We start from the raw sequence: 24,534 nt of genomic DNA, 5'->3' as shown, positions 1-24,534 counted from the left end.
CGCACCCCTGGACGTGGGGTGCGGCCGGCGTCGTCGTGGCCGATACGCGGGTCAGCCGCGCAGCGCCGCCGTGTGCGCGGCCCGCACGAACCGCTCGTTCTCCGGCGCCGCTCCGCCCGGGAAGGCGTACCGGCGCCGGGTGTAGCCGTAGGCCAGACCGCAGTGCGGGTCGGCGAAGGCCTGCGAGCCGCCCGCCCCGCTGTGGCCGATCGTGTTGGCGCCCAGGAACGGGTAGGCCACGTCCGCCGTCTTCTGGAAGCCCAGGCCGAACGACTTGTGCGCCCGGGCCACCAGGTCGTAGCCGGCCGAGTGGAACTGGCCGAACTCCGCCACCGTGTCCGGCTTCAGCAGCGGCGCCTGCTCACCGACCGCACTGATCGCCGCCGCGTACAGCCCGGCCAGCCCACGCGCCGACGCCACTCCGCCGACCGACGCCGGCCCCTTCTCGCGGACCACCCGGTGGTTGGGCAGCGACTCGATGTCGGTGGGCTCGGCCCCGTTGCGGTTGAAGGCGATCGACGCGAGCGTGTGCGGTCCGGAGGGCAGCGAGTCGAGCAACGCCCGTTCCTCCGGCGTCGGCCGCATCGGCTGGACGGTACGGAAGCGCGGCTCCAGCGCCTCCGGCAGCCCCAGATAGAAGTCGAGGCCGTACGGGGCCCGCACCCGCTCCTCGTGGACCTCCTGGAGCGTACGGCCCGTGGCGCGCCGTACGATCTCGCCGGTCAACGCGCCGATGACGAGGGCGTGATAGCCGAAGGCGCTGCCCGGCCGCCAGAACGGGCGCTGGTCCGCGAGGCGTTCGGCGATCACCCGGTCGCTGGCCAGCTCCTCCAGGGTGAACCCGGCGTCGCTGCCGACCAGCCCCGCCCGGTGCGAGATCAGGTCGCGCAGGGTCAGCGCCGCCTTGCCCTCGGGGGCGAACTCCGGCCAGTAGTAGGTGACTTTGCGGTCCAGCTCCAGGGTGCCCTCCTGGACCAGCAGGGCGACCACGAGATGGGCGGCGCCCTTCGTGGACGAGTACACCCCGTAGAGGCTGTCCGGCCCGAAGTCCGGCTCGGTGTCCGGGGCCGCCCACAGGTCGACGACCCGTCGGCCGTGCACGTACGCGCACAACTGGCCCTCGTAGTCGGGCAGTTCACCGGCGACGAAGGCGGCGAACTCCTCCCGCACCGCCTCGAAGCCCTCGGTGACCGTGCCGTGGACGAGTCGTCCTACGGCCCCGTTGGTCTCCCGCGTCATCCGCTCTCCTTGCTCGACGTGCCGATCGGCGTGGTCGGCACGCTCAGCAAAGCACGTGCCACCTGCGCGAACTCTCCCTTGGGGTGGTCCCGGAACAGCGGCTCGGTGCCGAACAGCACCGCGTGCGGCCCGCTGACCACCGACGCTTGTCCCGCAGCCGCCCCCGGCCCCCCGGACCCGTCCGGGAACGGCCGCCAGTGCCCGGAGACGAGAGGATTCCCGCTCCCGTACGACTGGTCGACGCGCACGCCCGGTCCCAGGTCCGTGAACCAGACGGGCGCGTACACGAACCCATGGTCCGGCGCCCCGCCGGTGACCGGACTGCGGCCCGAATTCACCACCCGGACAACGCCGTTGGCGTCCCCGTTGCCCTCCACCGGCTTCGCCGCCAGCAGCCCGGCGGCGGAGTTCAGCGCGGCCCCGGTGGCACCCCGGCCGACCAGTCCCCGGGAGCCGAGGAAGGCGTCGAGCGCCTTACGGGCGGCCGGGTTCAGGCCCTTGTACTCCACGTCCTGCGACACGAACAGCACCTCCACCCCGGCCCAGTCGAAACCGGCGTTGAGGAGAGCCGTCGACACCGGAGTCACCTCGAAGTTCATCTCCCGCAGCGCGAACAGCTCCCCGGGCGGGACGGCCGCCGCGACCCGGGTGCGCCGCAGGACGGAGACTCCGGTCGCCTTCGTCGAGTCGAAGGCCACGTCGTACGTACGGGCCGCCGCGAGCGCCTCCTTACGCGCCGACGCCGGGACGATCGCACTGCCGTCCGCCGCCCGCCGTACCGAAACACCCTTCCGGAGAAGGGAGTTGAGGGCCGCGATCTCCCGTGGGTCGTCCAGGCGCAGCCGTAGCCTGCCGTGCGGAGCGACATACCCGACGCGCGTCGCGGCGGTCACCGCCCGCAGCGGCACGCCCGACAGACTGCCGCTGCCGACCGGCCGGACGGTCGCGCCCCACAGCCGGCCCAGGCTCCACCCCGAGATGTCGTACATCACCGACACCTTGTCGCTGATGTCCCGCCCGTCGGCGAGCAGCACGTTCGCGAGTCCGCGTTTCGGCTGGCGCATGTCGACGACGTACGAGCCCTTCTCGTACGTCCGTCCGCCGAGCCGGAAGGCGTGGCTCGCGCGGCCGACCCTGATGTCGTTGGCGAGCAGATGGTCGACCAGCCGGGCGGCGGCGGGCGTAGACCGCCCGCCCGGGGCGCCCGCCGGAATGACGTACGCACGGGGAAAGGTGGTCGTGTAGACGTCCTCCGGCCCGATACCCGGAACACCCGGCACGCTCTTGGCCGACACCGGCACCTGCGCGGCCCCCGTGGCACCGCGCCGGAAGACCTCGATCTGGTCGGCGACGAGCGAAGTCCGGTGATCCTGGACGTAGTCGAAGGTCGCGGTGATGGCCGCCCCGGCCACGGCGACGTTGATCGCGCTGCGGCGGCGCAACTCGGCGACCGAAAGGGTGTCGTAGGCCCGGTTGTTGACCGTCATCGGGATCTCGACGGTGTGCGCGGCGACCGTGCCGTGGAAGGCCGCGTACTGCGGGGTGAAGATCGGCGGCCAGTCGTCCCAGCCCTCCTGCTGATCACGGAACGGGATCTGGGCGGGCTCGACACCGTCCTTCGCCGGCGTGTACCCGAGGCCGTTGACGGCGGCCTCCATTCCCAGGGCGTTGGCGTAGGTGTTCTTCAGGAACAGGTCGTACTCGTAGTTCTCGCCGTGCGGGGGAGTGGTCGGCTCGATGAGGGTGCCGTTGACGTATCCGTGCAGGTCGAGCATGACGGTCGGCTGCTTGTCGATCTCGATCTGCCGCATCGCCCGCCCCTCGGGCTGCGAGGAGGTGACGAAGTCCCGGTTCAGGTCGAACCCGCCTGCGTTGGCACGGGTGCCGGCGATACGGCCGTCCGGGTTGGCGGTGATGTTGAAGTAGAGCCGGCTGTGTGCGAGCAGCTCCCGGGTTCTGGCGTCGGTGGCGGTCGCCAGCCGCTCGACGATCTTCAGGGAGGCGTCGGTGCCCTCCCACTCGTTGCCGTGGATGTTGTTGTTGACGAAGACGGGCGCCTTGTAAGTCCGTTTGACCGTCCGGCTCTTGGCGGCGACCGAGGGCGCGTTCTCGATCAGCTCGCGCATACCCTCCTGGGCGCGTGTCTGGGCCGCGCTCTCCGGCGCGGTGACCGTGACCAGGTAGAGCCGGTGCCCACCCGCCGAACGGCCCGCGACCTCGACGCTCACCCGGTCGCCCAGCCGCTGAAGGGCGTTCAGCTTGGGGGCGATGGCGTGGTACGGGGTCAGGCCCAGCTTGATGGACTTGTCCGCCGGGTTCACCGGGTCGGGGGACAGCGTCTGCTCGCGGGGGTAGCCGCGCCCCTTGTCGCCGAGATCGGTGACGGGGGCGGCGAGGGCGCGGACGGCGGCGGCGGCCGGGGCCGTCGCGGCACGCCGGTCGACAGCGGACCGCTCGCCCGGCGCCCCCGGGCCCTCCGCCTCCTCACGGGTGACGGGCTTGCGGTCGGCGGTGGCGGTGTGAGGGGTGAGCAGGAGCGAGCCCGCCGTGGTGACGGCGAGGACGGTGAGCAGAACAGGGCTCGGTGGAACGGGTCTTGTGCGACGCACGCGTACCTTCTCCCATGCTTCCTGTTACTTCCGTTACTTCCGTTACTTCCGGTAGTCCGGTGCTTGCTGTGCTTCCTGAGATCGGTACGGCGAGATGTACCTTCTCGACTCAACGCCGACAAGAGGGTCTCCGTGCCACGGATGCCCCGGACGGCGGATGCCGTGAGGGCCGAAAGGGGCCCCGATAGAGTTCCCCCATGAGCGATCTCGCGACAGGCTTCCGTTATCTCCTGAAGGGCCAGCGCTGGGTCGCCCGACACGGCAGGAGCTACGGATTCGGGCTGCTGCCCGGCCTCCTCACCCTTGTCCTCTACCTCGCCGCCCTGACGGCCCTCGCCCTCTACGGCACCGACCTCACCGCGTGGGCCACCCCCTTCGCCGACGACTGGTCGAGCCCCTGGCTCGGTCTCTTCCGCGGCTTCCTCACCACGCTCCTCTTCGCCCTGGCCCTGCTCCTCTCGGTCCTCACCTTCACCGCGATGACCCTCCTCATCGGCCAGCCCTTCTACGAGAACCTCTCCGAGAAGGTCGACCGGGACGTGTCCCCGGACGGCACGGCCCCCGAGTCGGGCCTGCCGCTGCACAGGGAGTTGTGGATCTCGGCCCGCGACAGCCTCCGGGTCCTCGTCCGGGCCCTGTGCTGGGCGGTGCTCCTCTTCGCCCTCGGCTTCATTCCGTTCGTCGGGCAGACCGTCGTACCCGTGCTCGGCTTCATGGTCACCGGGTTCTTCCTCACCGAGGAGCTGACCGGAGTCGCCCTGCAGCGGCGCCGGGTCGAACTCCGGGAACGCCTCGCCCTGTTGCGCTCCCGCAAGCTGCTCGTGTGGGGTTTCGGTACGCCGCTCGGGCTGGCCTTCCTGGTGCCGTTCGTGGCCGTCTTCCTGATGCCGGGCGCGGTCGCGGGCGCCACGATGATGGCCCGCGACCTGCTCGGCGAGGAGACCACGGAGTCCCCGGAGGACGAGGACTCCGAGGATCAGGAGACGTCGGCCTCGGCGTCCTGACCGGAGGAGTGACCGGAAGAGCCACCGGACGCGTCCACGGCCACGGTCAGGATCGACCGCACCTGGGCGATGATGTCCAGCCGGTCGCGCACGAAGTCGGGGTCGGTCACGGCGCCGGTCGCCGGGTCGGTGTTGCCCGTCCCGAACTGCAGCACCGGCGTGTGCACATGGCCGCCGGGAAGCGTGGCGCCCAGACCGAGGCGGTCGCGCAACAGGGTTGCCCGGTAGGCGATCTCGTTGGACAGATAGTCCCCGCCGCCCCCGGCCCGAGCCGTCGACCCGGCGGTGGGCCCGTCCGCCCGGACCACGGGAACGGTGCCGCCCGCCGGTATCTCCGTCACGCCCGTGTTGTCGTACACGGGGAACCGGCCGGTGTCGGCGGCGACAATCGCCTTGTACGGCAAGGTCGTCGACGTCCACTGCGGCTGCGAGGACGGGTCGGCGACCGGCACGGTCTCCGTCCGGCCGATGTTCTCGTTGTCCCCGAAGCCGCCCCGCCAGGCCCCGTTGGTCCGCTCCACGTCGAACCGCCCGACCCGCCCCTGACTCACGGTGGTGAACAGATCGACCTTCGGCAGATACGGCTTCAGCGTCCGCTCCACCGTGCCCTCCGTGAAGTCCTGCCAGCGCACCGGGAACACCGCGGTCTCGACCCTGGCCGGCCCGTCCGCCGTCTCGATCACCGTGCCGTCGAGGGCGAGCGCGGTGGCCCCGGACGGATTGGAGATCCGTATGTCCCGGTCGAGGGTGAACGGATCGAACCCGGTGACGAGAACACGCTTCAGCCTCCCACCGCCCGGATAGCGGATCGACGTCTGTCCGCGCGAGTTCCGCTCCAACTCGCCCGACAGCGCGGTCCGCTGGTCGCCGCGTATCCCGAACGACGGCTGCCACACCCGTAGTTCACGGGTCATCCCGAGCCGCGCCCAGTACAGCGGCCGGTCGTCGTCCCGGCTCAGATCACCGCCGGCCGGCCCGCGCCCCTGCGCCCGGTCGACGGCCCGCCGCCACAACGCCGCCGCCTGGTGTACGACGAGTCGGCGGGCGTCCTCGTACGAGCGCCCCTTGCCGAGCGCCCGCGCGAACTCCGGTGCCACGGAGTCGAATCCGGAACGCCGGAGGATCTCCTGAGGTGCGGCCTGGTCGAGTCGCTGCTCCTCGACGGTGGGTGCGGCGCTGGGCGAGGCCGGGGCGTCGGCGGCCGAGGCGGTGACGGGCGCGGAGAGCCCCGCCAGCAGTGCGAGTCCGAGGACACCGATCCGTACACGTGGGTTGCTCAAGGGAGTTCAGGCCTTCCGTCGCCGTGGGGGGAGCCAGCAGTGAGGTGCTGTGCTGTCGACGGCGGCAGTATCGCGTGACGGAAGTGGTCTACGCCATAGCGCGTGACGCGAGTGAGACGGTGGGAATCGTCAGCGGATCTGCGGACATCAGCACTCACCGCCCAGCAACGTGAGGAAGTCCCGGAACGCGGCCGGCATGTCCACCGCCTCCGGATCCAGCAGCCACTGGTACTGGAGCCCGTCCATCACCGCGACGAGCAGGGGCGCGGCCCGCTCGGGGGTGAGGCCGCTGGGCAACCGGTCGCCGTACTCGACGCGCAGGGCCGCCGCCATGGTCGTACGGGCGTCGGTGTACCGCCCGGTGAAGAACTCGCGCGCCGGATGCCCCTCCGTGACGCTCTCGCCGAGCAGCGCCGAGAAGGTCTGGATGATCCCGGGCCGCATGGCGTTGTACTCGACGAGTGAGGCCAGCAGGTCGAGCCGCCACCGGGTCTCGGGCATCGCGTCCCACTGGTCCCGTTCCCTGAGCACCGCGACCAGCAGCGCGTCCTTCGTGGGGAAGTGGTGCAGCAGTCCCTGCTGGGTCAGCCCGACCCGCTCCGCGACCGCGGCCAGGCTGGTGCCCCGGTATCCGCGCTCCGCGATCACGTTCAGGGCGGCCCGGACGATCTCCGCGCGCCGCTCCTCGGTCCTCGCTCTGATCGCCATGCCGTCACCGTACGGTATGCGCCCACTCCGAATATAACGTCAATATAACAAAACCTACCGCTGTACAGGTGTCGCGTGCAGGATGGGGGAGACAGCTTGGACTCAGCGAGGAGACACCATGGTGACGGGAACCCCGGGCAGTGACCCGACGTCGGCCGACACGGCCCGTGAGGCGGCCGTCGAGGCCGCTCTCGGCAAGCTCGACCTGGACGCCAAGGCCCGGCTGCTGGGCGGGCAGGACATGTGGTCGCTGCCCGAGCTGCCCGAGATCGGGCTGAGCTCACTGGTGATGTCCGACGGCCCGATCGGCGTCCGCGGCATCCGCTGGACCGCCGACGACCCCTCCGTCGCCCTGCCCTCCCCGACCGCCCTCGCCGCCACCTGGGACCCCGAACTCGCCCGCAGGGCAGGCGTGCTGCTCGCCCAGGAGGCCCGCCGCAAGGGCGTCCACGTCCTCCTCGCGCCCACCGTCAACCTGCACCGCTCCCCGCTCGGCGGCCGGCACTTCGAGGCGTACAGCGAGGACCCGTACCTCACCGGGCGGATCGGCGCCGGCTATGTGAACGGCGTCCAGTCCGGCGGCGTCGGCACCACCGTCAAGCACTTCGTCGCCAACGACGCCGAGACCGACCGCTTCACCGTGGACAACCTGGTCTCCGAACGCGCCCTGCGCGAGCTGTACCTGGCCCCCTTCGAGGCCATCGTCGTCAACGCCCACCCCTGGGGCATCATGACCGCCTACAACACGGTCAACGGCACGACGATGAGCGAACACCGCTACCTGGTCAACGAAGTCCTGCGCGGCGAATGGGGCTTCGACGGCTACAACGTCTCCGACTGGATGGCCGCCCGCTCCACCACCGGCGCCATCGACGGCGGCCTCGACGTCGCCATGCCCGGCCCGAGGACGGTCTACGGCGCCCCCCTCGCCCGGGCCGTACGGGACGGACACGTGGCCGAGGCCACCCTCGACGGCGCCGTACGCAACGTCCTGCGCCTCGCCGCCCGCGTCGGCATCCTGGAGGGCGCCGAACCCGCAGTCGCCCCCACCGACCTCCCCGCACCGGTCGACGGCGAGGCCCTGGCCCGCGAGATCGCCCACCGCTCCTTCGTCCTGGTCCGCAACGAGGGCGCCCTCCCGCTGCCCGAGGGCCGTACGGTCGCCCTCATCGGCGCCGCCGCCCGCGACGCCCGTGTCCTCGGCGGCGGCTCCGCCACCGTCTTCCCGGCCCACGTCGTCTCCCCGCTCGACGGCCTCACCGCCGCCCTCCCCGAAGGCACCCTGACCTACGCCGTCGGCGCCGACCCGAACACCGAACTCGCCGTCGCCGACAAGGGGTTCACCCTGCGCGCCGTCTGCCGCGACGCCGCCGGCACGGTCATCGGCACCGGCTCCGCCCCCAGCGGCCAGATCAACTGGATGGGCTCGGACCTCCCCGACGGCGTCACCCACGACCGGCTCCACACCGTCGAACTCACCGGCACCTTCACCCCGCGCGACACCGGCACGCACTCCTTCGGTATCAAGGGCCTCGGCCCCTTCACCCTCACCGTCGCCGGCACGACGTACTACGACGACGTCCAGACCACCGACAGCGACGACCCCTTCATCTCGTTCTTCGGAGACCCCGAACTCCGGGCCGAGGTCCAACTCGCCGCGGACACACCGGTCACGGTGTCCCTCACCCACGTCGTCACCTTCCCCGACAACGTCCCCATGAAGTCCGTCGGCTTCAGCCTCTGCCACCAAGCACCGCGACGCGACCCCGACGAACTGATCGCCGAGGCCGCACAAGCCGCCCGCGCCGCCGACACCGCCGTCGTCGTGGTCGCCACCACCGAGCGCGTCGAGTCCGAGGGCTTCGACCGCGTCGACCTCGAACTCCCCGGCCACCAGGACGACTTGGTCCGCGCGGTGGTCGCCGCCAACCCGAACACCGTCGTGGTCGTCAACTCCGGCTCCCCGGTGGAACTGCCCTGGCGCGACGAGGTCGCCGCCGTACTGCTGAGCTGGTTCCCCGGCCAGGAGGGCGGCGCGGCCCTGGCGGACGTCCTCACCGGCGCCCAGGAACCCGGCGGCCGACTCCCCACCACCTGGGGCGCGTTCACCGACGCCCCGGTCACCCAGGTGACCCCGAGCGGCGGTGAACTCCCGTACACCGAGGGCGTGTTCATCGGCTACCGCGCCTGGGAGAAGGAGGGCCGCACCCCCTCGTACGCCTTCGGCCACGGCCTCGGCTACACCGAGTGGACGTACGAGAGCGCCGAGGCGGAAGGGACGCGGGCCGACGGAGTGACGGTCACCGTCCGCGTCACCAACGCGGGCACGCGCCCGGGCCGGGAGGTCGTACAGGCGTACCTCGCACCCACCGGTCAGGAAGCCCCGGCCCCCGACCGCCCGGCCCGCTGGCTGGCCGCCTTCGCCGGAGTCGAGGCCACCCCCGGCGAAACAGTGGAGGTAACCCTCGAACTCCCGCGCCGCGCCTTCGAGATCTGGGACGAGTCCGCCCGCGCGTGGGCCTTTGTGAAGGGTTCGTACGAAATCCAGGTAGGCCGCTCGATCACCGACCGCCGGCTCGCCGCGCCGATTACGGTCTGACCGAGGGCAGTCCGCCCCACCAGCCGGCCCCGGCCCGGGACCTGACCCCCGGACCGGGGCCACCGGCGGCCCGTCGACGGACCGCACACCATGAGCGCGGGCCCCCTCAGCCCGCGCCTGTCAGCCCCGTACGCCGAACCCGTACACCGTCTCCGAGCGGAACACGTCGCCCGGCCGCAGCTCGGTGCTCGGGAAGTCGGGCCGGTTCGGCGAGTCCGGGAAGTGCTGGGTCTCCAGCGCGACGCCGTGCCCGGGACCGAACGGCTCGCCCAGGTGGTCGGCGGTGTAGAGCTGCAGGCCCGGCTCGGTCGTCGCCACGGTCACGACCCGCCCCGACGCCGGGTCGTACAACTCGGCGACCTCCACCGACTCCACCGTCCGCCCCTTGTCGAGGACGAAGTTGTGGTCGTACCGGTCGCCCACCTTCCGTTCCGCACGGAAGTCGAACCGGGACTCCGCCACCGGCTCGACGCCGGTCGGGATCAGGTCAGCGTCCACCGGGGTGTACCGCGAGGCGTCGACGCGCAGGGCGTGCCCGGCCGTACTGCCGGACGCCGGACCGGACAGGTTCCAGTACGTGTGGTTCGTCAGGTTGATCACCGTCGGCGCGTCCGTGACCGCCTCGTACGCGATCCGCAGCGCCCCGGCCGCGTCCAGCGTGTACGTGGCCGAGACCTCCAGGCGTCCCGGGAACCCCTCCTCGCCGTCCGGGCTCACCCGGGACAGCCGTACCCCGTGCTCGACCGGCTCCGCGTCCCACACCCGCTTGTCGAAGCCGACGACGCCGCCATGCAGAGAGTTGGGCGCGTTGTTGCGGGCGAGCCGGTACGTCCGGCCGTCCAGCGCGAAGGCACCACCCGCGACGCGGTTCGCGTACCGGCCCACCAGCGCCCCGAAGTACGGCTCCGGGTGCGCCAGATACCCGGCCAGGTCCGGGAACCCCAGCACCACGTCGTTCAGGCGCCCTCCCCCACTCTCGGCTTCGCTCGAGCGGGGGGACCCCCATCGGTCCGGAACCTCGACCGACTGCACGATCCCGCCGTACGTCAGCACCCGCACCCGGACCCCGGCCCGCTCCAGCGTCCAGCGATGGACGGGGGTGCCGTCGGAAAGTGTGCCGAAGAGTTCGTATCTGTGGGCCATACGGAAAACCCTAGGTCACCGCCTTCTTGCCGGTGACTCCGCGGTACGCCATCTCGGCCAGCCGCGCCTGTCCGTCGCGGCTCGGATGGAACCAGTCCCAGGTACTCAGCTGCCGCGTCCCGAAGTCGAAGTCGAAGACCGCGCCCCCGTCGAACCGGCACAGCCGGTCCGTCGCGCACACCGACTTCAGCACCGAGTTGTACGCCTCCACCCGCTCCCGCACCTCGTCGCGCCGCGTGGTCGCCACCGCGTCGACCGAGTCCGGGTCGGCCAGCATCGACGGGCAGATCCCCAGCTTCCACACCGCCTTGCCCAACTCGTTGCCCCGCCCCTGCGACCAGAGCCGCTTGAGATCCGGCACGCTGGCCACGTACACCTGACTCCTGGGCGCGGCCTTGCGCAGGGTCCGCAGCGCCTGTTCGAACGACGTCCGGAAACCGGCCACCGACGTCATCTCCGACACCGACGTCCGGCACGCGTCGTTGGCCCCCGTCATCACCGTGACCAGCGCGGGCTCATGCGCGGCGGCCTTCGTCATCTGGGCGGGCAGGTCCGCCATCCGGGACCCGCTGACCGCGTAGTTCCAGCTGTGCGCGGCGACCCCGGACGCCCCCAGCAGCCGTACGGCCAGACTGTTCACGTCCGTGGCGGTGCCGGTCGCCCAGGACACCTCGGGGCAGTCGGACAGCACCGAGCACGCGTCGAAGCCGCGCGTGATGGAGTCGCCCACGGCGGCCATCGAGGCCGGACTGCTGTCCCAGGCGGGCGTCGGAGTCGCGGACGGCTTCGCCTTCGCCCGCGTACCGTCCGGAGCCGGGGAAGCGCCACCGCCGGCGTCACACCCGGCGACACCCAGCAGGGCCGCCGACACGACGGCGACGACGGCCCGCGAACGGCGACTTCGATTCCGCATCCTTCGGGTCCCTCCGGTCGGCGTGCAACGGCTCTCGCTCATAGCAACGCACGACAGTTCCCGAACCGAAAACAACTATTGCCCCAAACACTGCAACGTCGCACACCCGTACAAGCGTCCCCCTGGGTGAATGGCGGGCGTTTCATGGCATCGGGACCGACGGTACGTCACACTCCTTGCGCCGCCGCACGGTAGCCTCGCCATCAACGCGGCTGCCCAACCCCGCCGCTCAGCCAGTTCGCAAGATGTCCCGCTCTGTCCGGAGGTCCCAGTGACGACACGTGGAGTTCTGTACGTGCACTCCGCGCCGCGCGCGCTGTGCCCGCACGTCGAGTGGGCCGTCGCCGGAGTCCTCGGCACGCGCGTCAGCCTCGACTGGATCCGCCAGCCCGCCGCACCGGGCACCTGGCGCTCCGAGTTCTCCTGGAAAGGCCAGGTCGGCACCGCCTCCAAGCTGGCGTCGGCCCTGCGCGGCTGGCAGCTGCTCCGCTTCGAGGTCACCGCGGAACCCTGCGCCACCGCCGAGGGCGAGCGCTACAGCTGCACTCCCGACCTCGGCATCTACCACGCCGTCACCGGCATCCACGGCGACATCCTGATCCCCGAGGACCGCCTCCGCGCCGCCCTGACCCGCTCCCAGCGAGGCGAGACGGACCTGGAGGCCGAACTGGCCAAACTCCTGGGCAAACCCTGGGACGACGAACTCGAACCCTTCAGATACGCGGGCGAGGGCGCCCCCGTGAGATGGCTGCACCAGGTGGTGTGAGGGACGTCCAGGGGAGCTTTTTTGGGGGCGTGAGGAACTGCGCGAGAAGCCCATCGGACCGGCACCCGGCAAACCACGGAAACCAGAACGACGAGTGGCCCGAACTCCAGTCAAGGAGTCCGGGCCACTCGCCGTTCACAGCAGAACTCAAACAGACCTGAACGCCAATACGACGTTGTGCCCACCGAACCCGAACGAGTCGTTGAGCGCGGCGATACGCCCGTCGACAGGCAACTTGCGAGCCTCTCCACGAACAATGTCCGCGTCGGCCTCCGGGTCCAGTTCCTCGACGTTGATCGTCGGCGGAGCAACGCGGTGATACAGCGCGAGCACGGTCGCGACCGTCTCGATCCCGCCCGCGCCACCGAGCAGATGCCCGGTCATCGACTTGGTCGCGGACACCGCCATGTGGTCCACGTCGTCGCCGAACACATTGCGCAGCGCCTTCAGTTCGGCCACGTCACCCGCCGGCGTCGATGTCGCGTGCGCGTTGACGTGCACGATCTCCGTGGGATCCAGATCCGTGCTGGCCAGCAGATTCCGCAGGGCCGCCGAGATACCACGACCCTCCGGCTCCGGCTGCACGATGTCGTGGGCGTCGGCCGAGATGCCCTGGCCGACCGCCTCCGCGTACACCCGCGCACCGCGCGCGGCGGCGTGCTCGGCGGACTCCAGGACTACCACGCCGGAGCCCTCGCCCAGCACGAAGCCGTCACGGCCGGTGTCGTAGGGGCGGGACGCGCCCTGCGGGTTCTCGTTGTTCTTGGACATCGCCATCATGTTGCCGAACGCGGCGATGGGCAGCGGATGGATGGCCGCCTCCGTGCCACCGGCGACGACGACGTCGGCGCGGCCGGTGCGGATCATCTCGATGGCGTAGCCGATGGCCTCGGCGCCCGACGCGCAGGCGGAGACCGGGGTGTGCACACCGGCGCGGGCGCCGACGAGCAGGCCCACGTTGGCGGAGGGGCTGTTGGGCATCAGCATCGGGACGGTGTGCGGGGAGACGCGGCGGACGCCCTTCTCCTTCATCACGTCGTACTGGTCGAGCAGAGTCGTCACTCCACCGATACCGGAGGCGATGACGGCGCCGAGCCGGTCGGGGTCGACCGCCGGGCCCTCGCCCTCGCCCGCCCGGTCGGTGAAGCCCGCGTCGGCCCACGCCTCCGTGGCGGCGATCAGCGCGAACTGCGCCGACCGGTCCAGCCGACGGGCCTGGGGACGCGGAATGATCTCGGACGGTTCCACGGCGATCTGTGCGGCGATACGGACGGCCTGCTCGGCCGCCCACTCCTGCTCCAGGGCACGGACACCGGACTTACCGGCGACCAGACCCTCCCAGGTTGAGGCCGCGTCGCCACCCAGCGGTGTGGTTGCGCCGATACCGGTGACGACCACGGTGCGATTGGTCGGGCTCACGGGAATTCCTTCTCCAACTGATACGGGAGGACAACCCCCGCGCAGGCGGGGAGAACGGCGCCACCGCCGGGTGGCGGGGCTGAGGGACCGACCAGTGGATCAGTCCCCACGACCGGCCCTGGCGACCAGGGCCGGTGAATCAGTCCTGGTTCTTGAGGATGTACGCGGTCGCGTCGCCGACCGTCTTGAGGTGCTTGACGTCCTCGTCGGGGATCTTGACGTCGAAGCGCTCTTCGGCGGCGACGACGACCTCGACCATGGACAGCGAGTCGACGTCCAGGTCGTCGGTGAAGGACTTGTCCAGCTGGACGTCCTCAACCGGGATGCCGGCGATCTCGTTCACGATGTCGGCGAGACCGGCGACGATCTCTTCCTGAGTGGCGGCCATGGCAGGCGCTCCTTCTTGTGTATCTATCCAGAGAGGGTTGGCAGTTGTCCCCGTCCCGGATCCGAGGATCCGGTGCGAGGTGCCTAGGGGAGGGTAACGACCGTCGCGGCGTACACGAGACCCGCCCCGAAGCCGATGACGAGCGCGGTGTCGCCGCTCTTCGCTTCGCCGGTCGCCAGAAGCCGCTCCATAGCGAGCGGAATCGAGGCGGCCGAGGTGTTGCCGGTGGTGCGTACGTCACGTGCGACCGTGACGTGCTCCGGCAGTTTCAGCGTCTTCACCATCGAGTCGATGATCCGCTCGTTGGCCTGGTGGGGAATGAAGACATCCAGGTCGTCCGGGGTGATCCCGGCCGCGTCCAGCGCCTGCTGGGCGACCTTCGCCATCTCGAACACGGCCCAGCGGAACACCGCCTGGCCCTCCTGCGTGATCGCAGGAAACTTGCCGGAACTGTCGTACTCGTTCCATGGAACCGTCTGCTTGATGGTGTCCGACTTGTCGCCCTCGGATCCCCATACGGTCGGACCGATGTGCGGTTCCTTGGAGGGACCCACGACGACCGCGCCCGCGCCGTCACCGAAGAGGAAGGCGGTCGCCCGGTCCTCCAGGTCGGTCAGGTCGGACAGCCGCTCGACGCCGATGACAAGGACGTACTCCGCCGAACCGTCGACGATCATGCCCTTGGCCAGGGTCAGGCCGTAGCCGAAGCCCGCGCAGCCCGCCGAGATGTCGAACGCGGCGGCCTTGGCGGTGCCGAGCTTGTCGGCGATCTCCGTGGCCACGGCCGGGGTCTGCTTGAAGTGCGAGACGGTCGCGACGACCACGCCGCCGATCTGCTCGGCGGTGATCCCCGCGTTGGCGATCGCCTTGCCGGACGCCTCCAGGGACATCGCGGCGACGGTCTCCTCGTCGGAGGCCCAGTGCCGGGTCTCGATGCCGGAGCGGGAGCGGATCCACTCGTCGGACGAGTCGATCGTCTCCAGGATCACGTCGTTGGGTACGACCCGGACCGGCCGGTACCCACCCACACCGAGGATGCGCGCGTACGGGGCACCCTTACTGGGCTTGATCTTCGACATTGCTCGGGGCCCCTTTCAGGCGCCCGCCGCGTCGGCGGCAGCGGTCGAGGTCAGCGACTCGGCGATGAGCGCGCGAGCGGCGTCGAGGTCGGCGGGGGTCTTCAGGGCCAGCGTCTTCACGCCGGGCAGGGCACGCTTGGCGAGACCGGTGAGGGTGCCGCCCGGGCACACCTCGATGAACGTGGTCACACCCAGCGCCTGGAACGTCTCCATGCACAGGTCCCAGCGCACCGGGTTGGCGACCTGCCCGACCAGGCGCGCGAGCACCTCGGAGCCGTCCGCGACCGTCTGCCCGTCCTTGTTCGAGACGTACGTGATCTTCGGGTCACCGGGCGTCAGCGACGCGGCGGCCGAGGCGAGGACGTCGACGGCGGGAGCCATGTGGTGCGTGTGGAAAGCACCGGCCACCTTCAGCGTGACGACCTTGCGCACCCCTTCGGGCTTGTCCTCGACGAGGGCCTCGATCTGCTCGACCGTACCCGCGGCGACGATCTGGCCGGCGCCGTTCATGTTCGCCGGAGTCAGCCCGAGCTTCTCCAGATGCGCGAGGCTCACCTCGGGGTCACCACCGAGAAGCGCCGCCATACCGGTCTTCGTGACAGCGGCAGCCTCGGCCATGGCCAGACCGCGCTTGCGTACGAGGGTCAGGGCGGCCGTGTCGTCGAGCACGCCCGCGAAGGCGGCGGCGGTGATCTCGCCGACACTGTGACCGGCGACGGCGCCGGGCGTGAGGTCACCGCCCATGGCACCCAGTGCCGAGGCGGACAGTATTCCGGCCGCGACCAGCAGCGGCTGGGCGACAGCTGTGTCGCGGATCGCGTCGGCGTCGGCCTCGGTGCCGTAGTGGACGAGGTCGAGCCCGATGGCGTCGGACCACGCGGCGACGCGCTCGGCGGCACCGGGCAGTTCGAGCCAGGGAGTCAGGAAGCCGGGCGTCTGGGCGCCTTGGCCGGGAGCGACGAGTACGAGCACTCTCACACTCTCTCTTGGGTACGGGCACGGCCGCCCGTGGGGACAGGGACGAAGAACGGGAGGGGGATTTGTAGACCCCCGACAAAACCCTAGGGCTGGAGATCCCCATCAGCCAGGCGCCCCAGGATCAGCGCGATCCGCAGTGTGAATGCGGATCGTACATCTGAAGGTGACCATCCGGTGACGTCAGTCACACGTCGCAGCCGGTAGCGCACGGTGTTGGGATGAACGAAGAGCATCCGCGCCGCGCCCTCAAGACTGCTCGCCTGTTCGAGATAGACGGCGAGGGTCTCCAGAAGCGCGGACCCTGCCTCCTCCAGCGGTCTGTAGATCTCCTCCACCAACTGCTCACGCGCCGCAGGGTCACCGGCGATCGCGCGCTCCGGGAGGAGATCGTCCGACAGCACCGGACGCGGCGCGTCCTGCCAGGCGGAACAGGCTTTGAGTCCCGCTGCGGCGGCCTGCGCGGACCGGGTGGCGGCGAGCAGGTCGGGCACGATCGGCCCCGCGACCACGGGCCCGGCGGCAAAAGGCCCGATCAGCGACTTGGCGACGGCGATCGGATTGTCGTCGCCCCCCGCGATGACGACGAGCCGGTTGCCCAGCACCCCGGTCAGCACCTGCAGCTTGGCGTGCCGGGCGGCCCGCCGGATCGCCTCGACGGTCAGTTCACTGTCACCGTCGGGCGCGGTGCCCAGCACCACGCACACATGGTCGGGCGAGTTCCACCCGAGCGCGGCGGCCCGCGAGACGGCCCCCTCGTCGGCCTCGCCGCTCAGCACGGCGTTGACGACGAGCGACTCCAGCCGGGCGTCCCAGGCACCCCGTGCCTCGGCGGCCTGGGCGTACACCTGTGCGGTGGCGAAGGCGATCTCACGGGCGTAGACGAGCAGGGCCTCCCGCAGCACGGACTCGTCACCCGGAGCGGCCACCTCGTCGATGGCGCTCTCCATGACCTCGATGGTCGTACGGACCATCTCGACGGTCTGGCGCAGGGTGATCGCCCTGGTCAGCTCGCGGGGAGCGGTGCCGAAGACGTCGGTGGAGATGGCCTGCGGGGCGTTGGGATGCCGGAACCACTCGGTGAAGGCGGCGATACCGGCCTGGGCGACCAGCCCGATCCAGGAACGGTTCTCCGGTGGCATGGCCCGGTACCACGACAGTGTCTCGTCCATGCGCGTGATCGCCTGCGCGGCGAGACTCCCGGACGACTTCTCCAGCCGCCTCAAGGTCCCCGGGTGCGGGTGCTCGGGACGGTTGGTGGGCTCGGGGCGGTGGGATTCGGGTTCGGGCACGGAACAAGACTGCCTTATCGGGACGGGAGCGTGCGGCGTCGGGTCTACCGTGGGTACGTGATGGACGTACGGCGCGCGGACGCGCGCTATCCAGGGGGTGACCCGGCGGCCGGTATCGAATCCTGGCACGCCTTCTCCTTCGGCCCCCACTACGACCCGGACAACCTTCGCTTCGGCGCGGTGATCGCCTGCAACGAGGAGCGCCTCGCGCCCGGCGCCGGTTTCGACGAACATCCGCACAGCCACACGGAGATCGTGACGTGGGTGACGGAGGGCGAGCTGACCCACCGCGACTCGACGGGCCACGAGACGACCGTGTTCCCGGGGGACGTCCAGCGCCTGAGCGCGGCGGCGGGCGTACGGCACGTCGAACGCAACGACGCCGAGGTCCCCCTCACCTTCGTCCAGATGTGGCTGGCCCCGCTCACTCCCGGCGGCACCCCGGCCTACGAGACGGTCCACGGCATCGCGGACTCCACGCCGTACGCGGTCCCGGAAGCGGGCGCGATGCTGCACGTACGCCGCCTGGCGGCGGGGGAGCGCACGGCCGTCCCGGACGCGGCGTACGTGTACATCCACGTCGTACGGGGCGAGGTACGCCTGGACACGGAAAAACTGGGCCCCGGGGACGCGGCCCGCATCACGGAGTCCACGGGCCTGGAAGCGACCGGGGTGACGGCGGCGGAACTGCTCCTGTGGGAGATGAGCCCGTCTCCTTTTAGCCCGTCCGGCGTTTGAGGACAAGGCCCGTTCAGGGCCGTAGGGGGGTTCGGGGGCGCAGCCCCCGAGGATGGGACGGGTAGGGGCGGCGGGGGCGAAGAACACCTACGACCTCACCCCCGCACCTCCGCCAGCACCGCGTCCGTGAACCCCGGCCACACCTCCACCGCCCACGCCCCGAACGCCCGATCGGTCAGCGCGACACACGCCACCCCCACCGCCGGGTCGATCCACAGGAACGTACCGGACTGCCCGAAATGACCGAACGTCCGCGCCGACGACGAACTCCCCGTCCAGTGCGGCGACTTCGCGCCCCGGATCTCGAACCCGAGCCCCCAGTCGTTGGGGTTCTGATGCCCGTACCCCGGCAGCACCCCCTTCGTACCCGGGTACTGAACACTCATCGCCTCCGCGACCGTACGCGGATCGAGCAGCCGGGGAGCCTGCACCTCGGCGGCGAACCGCGCCAGGTCCGCGACCGTCGAGACGCCGTCCTTCGCGGGCGACCCCTCCACCCCCGTCGACGTCATCCCGAGCGGCTCCAGCACCGCCTGCCGCACGTACTCCGCGAACGGGATCTCCGTCGCCTTCGCCAGGTGGTCCCCCAGCACCTCGAACCCGGCGTTGGAGTACAGCCGCCGCTCCCCGGGCGGAGCCGTCACCCGGTGCTCGTCGAAGGCGAGGCCGGAGGTGTGCGCGAGGAGATGGCGGACCGTCGATCCGGGCGGCCCGGCCGGCTCGTCGAGTTCGATCGCGCCCTCCTCGTACGCGACGAGGGCGGCGTACGCGGTGAGCGGCTTGGTGACCGAGGCGAGCGGGAACCGGTGGTCGAGGGGGCCGTGACCGCCGAGGACGGCACCGTCCGCCCGTACGACGGCCGTGGCGGCGGTGGGCACGGGCCAGTTCTCGATCAGTGCGAGCGACTTCAACGACATGCGTCGAGCTTAGGAGGGTGACAGCCGCAGCCGCATGAAGGGGTCGGGTTGGCGGACGAAGCCCAGGGACGCGTACAGCGGCACCGCGTCCGCGGAGGCGGTGAGGTCGATCTGCCCGACCTCCTGCTCGCGGAACCAGTCCAGCAACGCCTCCGTACAGGCCCGCGCGTATCCCTGGCGGCGAGCGTCCGGGTCGGTGGCGACGCTGAAGACGTAACCGATCCGCCCGTGCGGATTGCCCGCCCGCCCGATCCGGTACTCGACGGTCCCCACCGCCAGCGCCGCCAGCGAGCCGGCCCGGTCCGGACGCTCGACGACGAACGCGGCGAAGCCGCCGGCCGGATCGGCGAGCCGGGCGGTCACGGTGGCCATGGACGCGGACTGCCAGCCGACGTCCGTGTCCGCCCCGGCCATCGCGTCGATCAGCACCTGGCGCAGCCGGAGCAGCTCTCCGGCATCCTGGGTCGTGGCACGGCGTACGAGAGTCATGATCCGCACGGTAATGAGCCCGACCCGGCCAAGTCTCCGCAATATCGCGGTATCCGCTTGCTTGGAGCGCACTCCAGGGTTTTAGCGTGGGGGTCATGACGGTGCTGGAGACCCCAAACCCCACCACGGCGACCCCCACAGCCCCAGCGGTCCCCGCCACGGCCGACAGCTGTGCGGGCCCGCGTCAGCCCGACCGGCGCCCGGACGGAGCGGACCGCTACACGATCAGCGAGGTCGTCGCCTTCACCGGGCTGACCGCGCACACCCTGCGCTGGTACGAGCGCATCGGGCTGATGCCGCACATCGACCGTTCGCACACCGGCCAGCGCCGCTACAGCAACCGTGACCTGGACTGGCTCGACCTCGTCGGCAAGCTCCGGCTCACCGGCATGCCGGTCGCGGACATGGTGCGGTACGCCGAACTCGTGCGCGAGGGAGACCACACGTACGGCGCGCGGTTCGAGCTGCTCGAATCGACTCGCCGGGCCGTCCTGGACCGGATCGCCGAGCTCCAGGACACACTCGCGGTACTCGACCGCAAGATCAGTTTCTACGCGGAAGCGGACCTGGACGCGGGCCTTGTCCGCGATGTCCGTCAGGAAGTCCGTCAGATGGAGAGGGTTCGATGACGAACGACGACAGCAGGCTCACGACGGCCCCGCTGGGCACCGGCGGCCCCGAGGTGGGTGTCCAGGGCCTCGGCTGTATGGGCATGAGCTTCGCGTACGGCCCCACGGACGCCGACGAGGCCCGTGCCACGCTGGAACGCGCCCTCGAACTCGGAGTGACCCTCTACGACACGGCGGACGCCTACGGCGAGGGCGAGAACGAACGTTTCCTGTCCCCGTTCTTCAAGGCCCACCGGGACGAGGTCGTCGTCGCGACGAAGTTCGCCCTGGCGATCCCGCCGGGTGAGCCGACGAGGCGGATCATCCGCAACGACGCGCCCTACATACGCCAGGCCGTCGAGGCGAGCCTGAAGCGCCTGGACCTCGACGTCATCGACCTCTACTACATGCATCGGCGCGATGTGAACGTGCCGATCGAGGAATCGGTCGGGGTCATGGCCGACCTGGTCCGTGAGGGCAAGGTCAAGCAGCTGGGTCTGAGCGAGGTCACCGGTTCGGAGCTGCGCGCGGCCCAGGCCGTGCACCCGATCGCCGCCGTCCAGTCGGAGTGGTCCCTGTTCAGCCGGGACATCGAGGTGGGCGTGGTCCCGGCGGCCCGTGAGCTGGGCATCACCCTGGTCCCGTACTCCCCGCTCGGCCGAGGCTTCCTGACCGGGTCCTTCACCGACGCCGACCAGGAACTGACCTCGGACGACTTCCGCCGCCACCAGCCCCGTTTCACGGGCAGCAACGCCACGGCGAACGCCGCCCTGCTGGCCCCCATCAAGACGGTCGCCGAAGCCCACGGCGCCTCCCTCGGCCAGATCGCCCTGGCCTGGGTCCAGCAGCAGGCCACCACCCACAAACTCCCGGTCGTCCCGATCCCGGGCACCCGCAAGCGTTCCCGGGTGGAGGAGAACACGAAGGCGACGACCATCACCCTGACGGACGAGGAGCTGGCCACCCTGGACCCCATAGCGGCAAAGGTGACAGGCACCCGCTACGCGGACATGACCTTCACCTCAGCAGGCAGGGAGTAGCCCCGGGTTCCGGTGGTTTTGGGGGCGCGGGGCGGTGACATCTGCGGCTCCGCCGCGGGGCGCGACAAGCCACACGCAACCGGTATCCGCCAACGCGCCGGTCCTGCCGCCTTTTAGGGGCGCGGGGCGGTGACATCTGCGGCTCCGCGGCGGGGCGCGACAAGCCACACGCAACCGGTACCCGCCAACGCGCCGGTCCCGCCGTCTTTCAGGGGCGCGGGGAACTGCGCGACAAGCCACATCGAGCCCGCAGCCGCCAACGCGCAAGCCTCGCCCCCCATTAGGCGCTACAACTCCGCCAACAACTCAGACTTCTTAGCCGAGAACTCCTCATCCGTGACCAACCCGGCCGAGTGCAACTCCCCCAGATGCCGGATCCGTTCAGCGACATCCCCGGGATCACGCCGACCGGAGTTCAGCTGAACCGCCGCCGCCCCACCCGCGGAGCGAACCGCCGCCAGCACCGCCGCCGCGAACGGCAACGACTCGTGCACCGGCCCGTACCCCAGCCCGAACACCACCGAGGCGGGGTCCTGGTCGACCGGCGTGCCAGAAGAATCGGTACGCCTCAACAGCCGCAGATGCCCCTCGAACACCTCGGGCGAGCGCCACTCCACGCCGATCAGGTCGGCGACCGGGAACGTCTGGTCGCCGGCCTTCCACTTCGCCGACGACGCGCCTGTCCAGAACCACCGGAAGGACACCGCCCGTCCGTCGAAGGACGCCTTCGCGTCGTACGCCTTGAACGCCCGCGGCACCTCGGGAGCGTCCACCAGGAACCTTTCAGCAGGCCCCCGCCCGGTCAGCTGGGCGCGCAGCTCGTCCGCGTAGTACTCGGCGAGCGTCTCCCGCTCGGCCGGCAGCACCAGCCGGTACGGATCGCAGCCCTCCTTCAGCTGGCCGTCGGCCGCCTCCATCAACGGGTCGGCGCCCGGGCGGGGTTCGGCACGCAGCACCACCGTTCCCCGCTTGCCCGGGGTCAGCGTCACCCCCGCGATCGCCTCCAGGGGGATACGGCGTTCACCGAGCGCCTGGAACAGCTTCGGCGTGCGCAGACCCCGTTCGAAACGGATGAGCACGGAGTCGGACTCGAACTCCCAGGCGGCATGAAATCCGGCCAGTACGTCACCCATGCGGCTCATCGTATGTGGCGCGAGCTTCATAGTCCCCTCCCCGGGCACACCGTGAATTCTGCGTCCTCTACGCGCGTCCGGCCATAGCCCCGTCGGACAAACCCTTCAGACACACGTCATCCTTGCGGTTCTGCTGATCCTTCTGGTCCTGCTCGGCGCACAGCACCGCGTCGTACGCGCCGACGCCGATCTCGGCGAAGTTGCCCAGACTCTCCGTACCCGGCTCGAAATAGCCGCCGTGGCCCTGCGCGCCCCGTGCGGACAGCACGCGTGCGCCGAACGCCGACGACACCGGGTCGGCGCCGTGTCCGAGGCCGCCGACCTCCAGATGGGGTACGTCCTGGATCCAGTCGTCGGCGTCCCGCATCGCCCACACCCGGGCGGAGGTGTGCAGTTGGGCGGAGTTGTCGACCCGCATGCCGGGGCTGCCGGCCACCGCGATGTCGGTCACCCGGCGCGGCAGGGCGTGCGCGGCGACGCCGCACACCACCGAGCCGTAGCTGTGGCAGTACAGGGCGACCGATGCCCGGCCGGGCAGCCCGCGCACCAGCGCGTTCAGCCGCAGCGCGCCGGAGTTGGCGCGCATCGCCGTCGCCGCGTCCATCCCGAGCCCGCTGGGCGCGGTGTAGTCGGCCCAGGCGATCACGGCGGTACGGGTCGTGGCGCCGGCCTCCCGCTCCGCGCGGTACAAAGCCGAGGCCATGCCGACGGGCGCCGTGTACCTGCGGTTGGTGCGCTGGAAGGTGAGGAGGTCGGTGTCCACGCCGGGGACCACGACCGAGACGCGCCGCGCCCTGTCGAGGTCGCCGAAGACCTCGGCCACGCGGCCCGAGCCCTCGGGGTCGAAGGCGAGGATCTGGCGGCCGGTCTCCAGCAGGTCGTCGTAGCGGTGCATACGGCGCCCCGCCTCGTACTGGCCGACGGGCGACAGCCGGGCGTCGTGCATGCGTACGCGCTCGGTCTCGCGAGCCGTGTACAGCGCGACGCGGTTGGCGCGGTAGCGCAAGCCGACGGGCGCGCCGTTCATGTTGCCGAGGGCCAGCGGGTAGCGCCGGACGAGCCGGTCACGCTGGTGGTCGGTGAGCGAGACGAAGAACCGGGTCAGCCGGGCGGGCGTCTCGTCCGGGTCGGGCAGCGCGTGGCCGCCGATCCGTCCGTGCTCCCACGCGGAGAGCGACGCCTGGAGCGGCGAGGGCGTGCGATGGCTGCGGACGGCGGTCCAGCCGGTCGTCGCGAGCATCACGAAGACCACGGCCAGCGCGAGCAGTGCGCGCCAGACGTTCAGTTGCGGGGAGGTGTCGAAGGAAGTCACTGAAAGGACACACTAGGAGAACGAGAGGGTCTCGCGGTAACCGAGTGACAGGGATCACGTTTCGATAACCGAGGCGGGGTATGTCCTTACGTGCGCATGCCCGTACGGGGCGTCACGGTCACTCCGTACGCCAGCTCCCCGCGAGTGCCGGACCCATCGCGTCGAGGTAGGTACTGGTCAGGTCGCGCATCGCCGCCACGCTCATGTCCGAGCCCGCGCCCCACCGCCGTTCCGTCAGCCGCATCAGCCCGCTGAACAGGGCCACCACGACCCTCGGCCGGAGGTCGCCGTCCACGTCGACGCCCTCGCGCTCGGCGATCAGCCGCGCCACCGCCTCCTCCGTCTCGGCCGAGCGGCGCAGGTGCGCGGCCAGCAGCATCGGCGTCGACTCGATCAGGTGGTACATACGCATCTGCAACTCCGCCGGTACGACGGACTCCACGGCTTCGTGGATGGTGGGCCAGCCCTCCAGCACGGCCTGGCGCAGCGCCTCCAGCGGGGCCTCGTGCGGCGGGCGTTCGCGTACCGCGTCGATGAAGCGCGCCTCCGCGATGCGGTGCACGGCGAAGGCGGCGTCCTCCTTGCCGGCGAAGTAGCGGAAGAAGGTGCGCTGCGAGACGTCGACCGCCTCGGCGATCTCGTCGACGGTCGTGTGCTCGTACCCCTTGCTGGTGAAAAGGGTGAGGGCGGCGCGCACCAGCGCGTCCCGGGTGCGCTGCTTCTTCAGCTCGCGCAGGCCGGGGCCGTAGGCCGGACCTGCCTCGGTTTCGGCGGCGCTCATGCGATCGGGCCTCTCCGTTCCAGGACTCTTCTCCAGTGGTTCTTCTCGGTGAGTGACGTGTCAGTCACCGACTTGTGCACCCGTTTGTCAATTGTCAGCGGC

General features: G+C 70.8%; 22 protein-coding genes. 6 read left to right on the top strand and 16 right to left on the bottom strand.

Annotation, left to right across the window (positions count from 1 at the left end):
• Nucleotides 1-51: 51 nt before the first annotated feature.
• Both QA861_RS37250 and QA861_RS37245 read right to left on the bottom strand, forming a co-directional pair.
• Nucleotides 52-1,239 (bottom strand): serine hydrolase domain-containing protein, encoded by a 1,188-nt coding sequence (locus QA861_RS37250; protein ID WP_334593171.1) that lies wholly within the window; start codon nucleotides 1,237-1,239, stop codon nucleotides 52-54.
• On the bottom strand, nucleotides 1,236-3,848 hold the full coding sequence (locus QA861_RS37245; RefSeq protein WP_334593170.1) for a M14 family zinc carboxypeptidase: 2,613 nt from the start codon (nucleotides 3,846-3,848) through the stop codon (nucleotides 1,236-1,238). Before QA861_RS37245 ends, QA861_RS37250 begins: the two co-directional genes overlap by 4 nt.
• Nucleotides 3,849-4,045: 197 nt before the next feature.
• On the opposite strand from QA861_RS37245, the gene QA861_RS37240 reads away from it, so the two are divergent.
• The gene (locus QA861_RS37240) at nucleotides 4,046-4,852 is read left to right on the top strand and encodes an EI24 domain-containing protein (protein ID WP_334593169.1); all 807 of its coding nucleotides are present in this window, start codon (nucleotides 4,046-4,048) and stop codon (nucleotides 4,850-4,852) included.
• Here the strand turns inward: QA861_RS37240 and QA861_RS37235 are convergent.
• The gene (locus QA861_RS37235; RefSeq protein WP_334593168.1) at nucleotides 4,825-6,132 is read right to left on the bottom strand and encodes a pyroglutamyl-peptidase I; all 1,308 of its coding nucleotides are present in this window, start codon (nucleotides 6,130-6,132) and stop codon (nucleotides 4,825-4,827) included. The two genes, QA861_RS37240 and QA861_RS37235, sit on opposite strands and share 28 nt — an antisense overlap.
• A gap of 147 nt (nucleotides 6,133-6,279) precedes the next feature.
• Nucleotides 6,280-6,858, bottom strand: a complete 579-nt coding sequence (locus QA861_RS37230; RefSeq protein ID WP_334594965.1) for a TetR/AcrR family transcriptional regulator — start codon at nucleotides 6,856-6,858, stop codon at nucleotides 6,280-6,282.
• Between the two features lie 100 nt (nucleotides 6,859-6,958).
• Between QA861_RS37230 and QA861_RS37225 the strand changes: the two genes are divergently transcribed.
• Entirely contained in the window at nucleotides 6,959-9,439 is a 2,481-nt protein-coding gene (locus QA861_RS37225) for a beta-glucosidase (protein ID WP_334593166.1), read from the top strand.
• Nucleotides 9,440-9,559: 120 nt separating this feature from the next.
• Here the strand turns inward: QA861_RS37225 and QA861_RS37220 are convergent, their stop codons facing one another.
• Together QA861_RS37220 and QA861_RS37215 are read right to left on the bottom strand one after the other, a co-directional pair.
• Nucleotides 9,560-10,582: an aldose epimerase family protein gene (locus tag QA861_RS37220; RefSeq protein ID WP_334593165.1), complete on the bottom strand. Its 1,023-nt coding sequence runs from the start codon at nucleotides 10,580-10,582 to the stop codon at nucleotides 9,560-9,562.
• Nucleotides 10,583-10,592: 10 nt separating this feature from the next.
• Complete coding sequence (locus QA861_RS37215; RefSeq protein ID WP_334593163.1) at nucleotides 10,593-11,495, bottom strand: SGNH/GDSL hydrolase family protein; 903 nt, start codon at nucleotides 11,493-11,495, stop codon at nucleotides 10,593-10,595.
• A 271-nt stretch (nucleotides 11,496-11,766) separates the two neighbouring features.
• Between QA861_RS37215 and QA861_RS37210 the strand changes: the two genes are divergently transcribed.
• On the top strand, nucleotides 11,767-12,261 hold the full coding sequence (locus QA861_RS37210) for a DUF3145 domain-containing protein (protein ID WP_006374635.1): 495 nt from the start codon (nucleotides 11,767-11,769) through the stop codon (nucleotides 12,259-12,261).
• 147 nt (nucleotides 12,262-12,408) lie between these two features.
• On the opposite strand, the gene fabF is transcribed toward QA861_RS37210, so the two are convergent.
• From fabF to QA861_RS37185, 5 genes are all read right to left on the bottom strand, one after another.
• Nucleotides 12,409-13,680, bottom strand: coding sequence for a beta-ketoacyl-ACP synthase II (gene fabF, locus QA861_RS37205; protein ID WP_334593162.1), 1,272 nt, complete (start codon nucleotides 13,678-13,680; stop codon nucleotides 12,409-12,411).
• Nucleotides 13,681-13,819: 139 nt separating this feature from the next.
• Complete coding sequence (locus QA861_RS37200) at nucleotides 13,820-14,068, bottom strand: acyl carrier protein (RefSeq protein ID WP_006374616.1); 249 nt, start codon at nucleotides 14,066-14,068, stop codon at nucleotides 13,820-13,822.
• Between the two features lie 83 nt (nucleotides 14,069-14,151).
• On the bottom strand, nucleotides 14,152-15,147 hold the full coding sequence (locus QA861_RS37195; protein WP_334593160.1) for a ketoacyl-ACP synthase III: 996 nt from the start codon (nucleotides 15,145-15,147) through the stop codon (nucleotides 14,152-14,154).
• Nucleotides 15,148-15,162: 15 nt separating this feature from the next.
• Entirely contained in the window at nucleotides 15,163-16,119 is a 957-nt protein-coding gene (locus QA861_RS37190) for an ACP S-malonyltransferase (RefSeq protein ID WP_334593158.1), read from the bottom strand.
• Between the two features lie 89 nt (nucleotides 16,120-16,208).
• Nucleotides 16,209-17,414, bottom strand: a complete 1,206-nt coding sequence (locus tag QA861_RS37185; RefSeq protein ID WP_334593156.1) for a PucR family transcriptional regulator — start codon at nucleotides 17,412-17,414, stop codon at nucleotides 16,209-16,211.
• 60 nt (nucleotides 17,415-17,474) lie between these two features.
• Here QA861_RS37185 and QA861_RS37180 point away from each other — a divergent pair, with 60 nt between their 5' ends.
• Nucleotides 17,475-18,152 (top strand): pirin family protein, encoded by a 678-nt coding sequence (locus QA861_RS37180; protein ID WP_334594964.1) that lies wholly within the window; start codon nucleotides 17,475-17,477, stop codon nucleotides 18,150-18,152.
• 95 nt (nucleotides 18,153-18,247) lie between these two features.
• Here QA861_RS37180 and QA861_RS37175 read toward each other — a convergent pair whose 3' ends face one another.
• Both QA861_RS37175 and QA861_RS37170 read right to left on the bottom strand, forming a co-directional pair.
• Nucleotides 18,248-19,069: a serine hydrolase domain-containing protein gene (locus QA861_RS37175; protein WP_334593154.1), complete on the bottom strand. Its 822-nt coding sequence runs from the start codon at nucleotides 19,067-19,069 to the stop codon at nucleotides 18,248-18,250.
• Nucleotides 19,070-19,078: 9 nt separating this feature from the next.
• Nucleotides 19,079-19,558, bottom strand: coding sequence for a GNAT family N-acetyltransferase (locus QA861_RS37170; RefSeq protein ID WP_334593153.1), 480 nt, complete (start codon nucleotides 19,556-19,558; stop codon nucleotides 19,079-19,081).
• 95 nt (nucleotides 19,559-19,653) lie between these two features.
• Here QA861_RS37170 and QA861_RS37165 point away from each other — a divergent pair, with 95 nt between their 5' ends.
• Together QA861_RS37165 and QA861_RS37160 are read left to right on the top strand one after the other, a co-directional pair.
• Nucleotides 19,654-20,187, top strand: a complete 534-nt coding sequence (locus tag QA861_RS37165) for a MerR family transcriptional regulator (RefSeq protein ID WP_334593152.1) — start codon at nucleotides 19,654-19,656, stop codon at nucleotides 20,185-20,187.
• Nucleotides 20,184-21,206: an aldo/keto reductase gene (locus QA861_RS37160; protein WP_334593151.1), complete on the top strand. Its 1,023-nt coding sequence runs from the start codon at nucleotides 20,184-20,186 to the stop codon at nucleotides 21,204-21,206. The genes QA861_RS37165 and QA861_RS37160 overlap by 4 nt, the downstream gene beginning before the upstream one ends.
• Before the next feature lie 287 nt (nucleotides 21,207-21,493).
• Here the strand turns inward: QA861_RS37160 and QA861_RS37155 are convergent, their stop codons facing one another.
• The 3 genes from QA861_RS37155 to QA861_RS37145 form a co-directional block, all read right to left on the bottom strand.
• Nucleotides 21,494-22,348, bottom strand: coding sequence for a DUF4429 domain-containing protein (locus QA861_RS37155; protein ID WP_334594963.1), 855 nt, complete (start codon nucleotides 22,346-22,348; stop codon nucleotides 21,494-21,496).
• 58 nt (nucleotides 22,349-22,406) lie between these two features.
• Complete coding sequence (locus QA861_RS37150; RefSeq protein ID WP_334593150.1) at nucleotides 22,407-23,651, bottom strand: alpha/beta hydrolase; 1,245 nt, start codon at nucleotides 23,649-23,651, stop codon at nucleotides 22,407-22,409.
• A 118-nt stretch (nucleotides 23,652-23,769) separates the two neighbouring features.
• The gene (locus tag QA861_RS37145) at nucleotides 23,770-24,432 is read right to left on the bottom strand and encodes a TetR family transcriptional regulator (protein WP_334593149.1); all 663 of its coding nucleotides are present in this window, start codon (nucleotides 24,430-24,432) and stop codon (nucleotides 23,770-23,772) included.
• Between the last annotated feature and the right edge of the window lie 102 nt (nucleotides 24,433-24,534).

The organism is Streptomyces sp. B21-083, from assembly GCF_036898825.1.
In the GTDB taxonomy this organism is placed as follows: domain Bacteria; phylum Actinomycetota; class Actinomycetes; order Streptomycetales; family Streptomycetaceae; genus Streptomyces.
The sequence above is the reverse complement of the archived record's forward strand: the minus strand, read 5'-3'. Positions and strand labels throughout refer to the sequence as shown.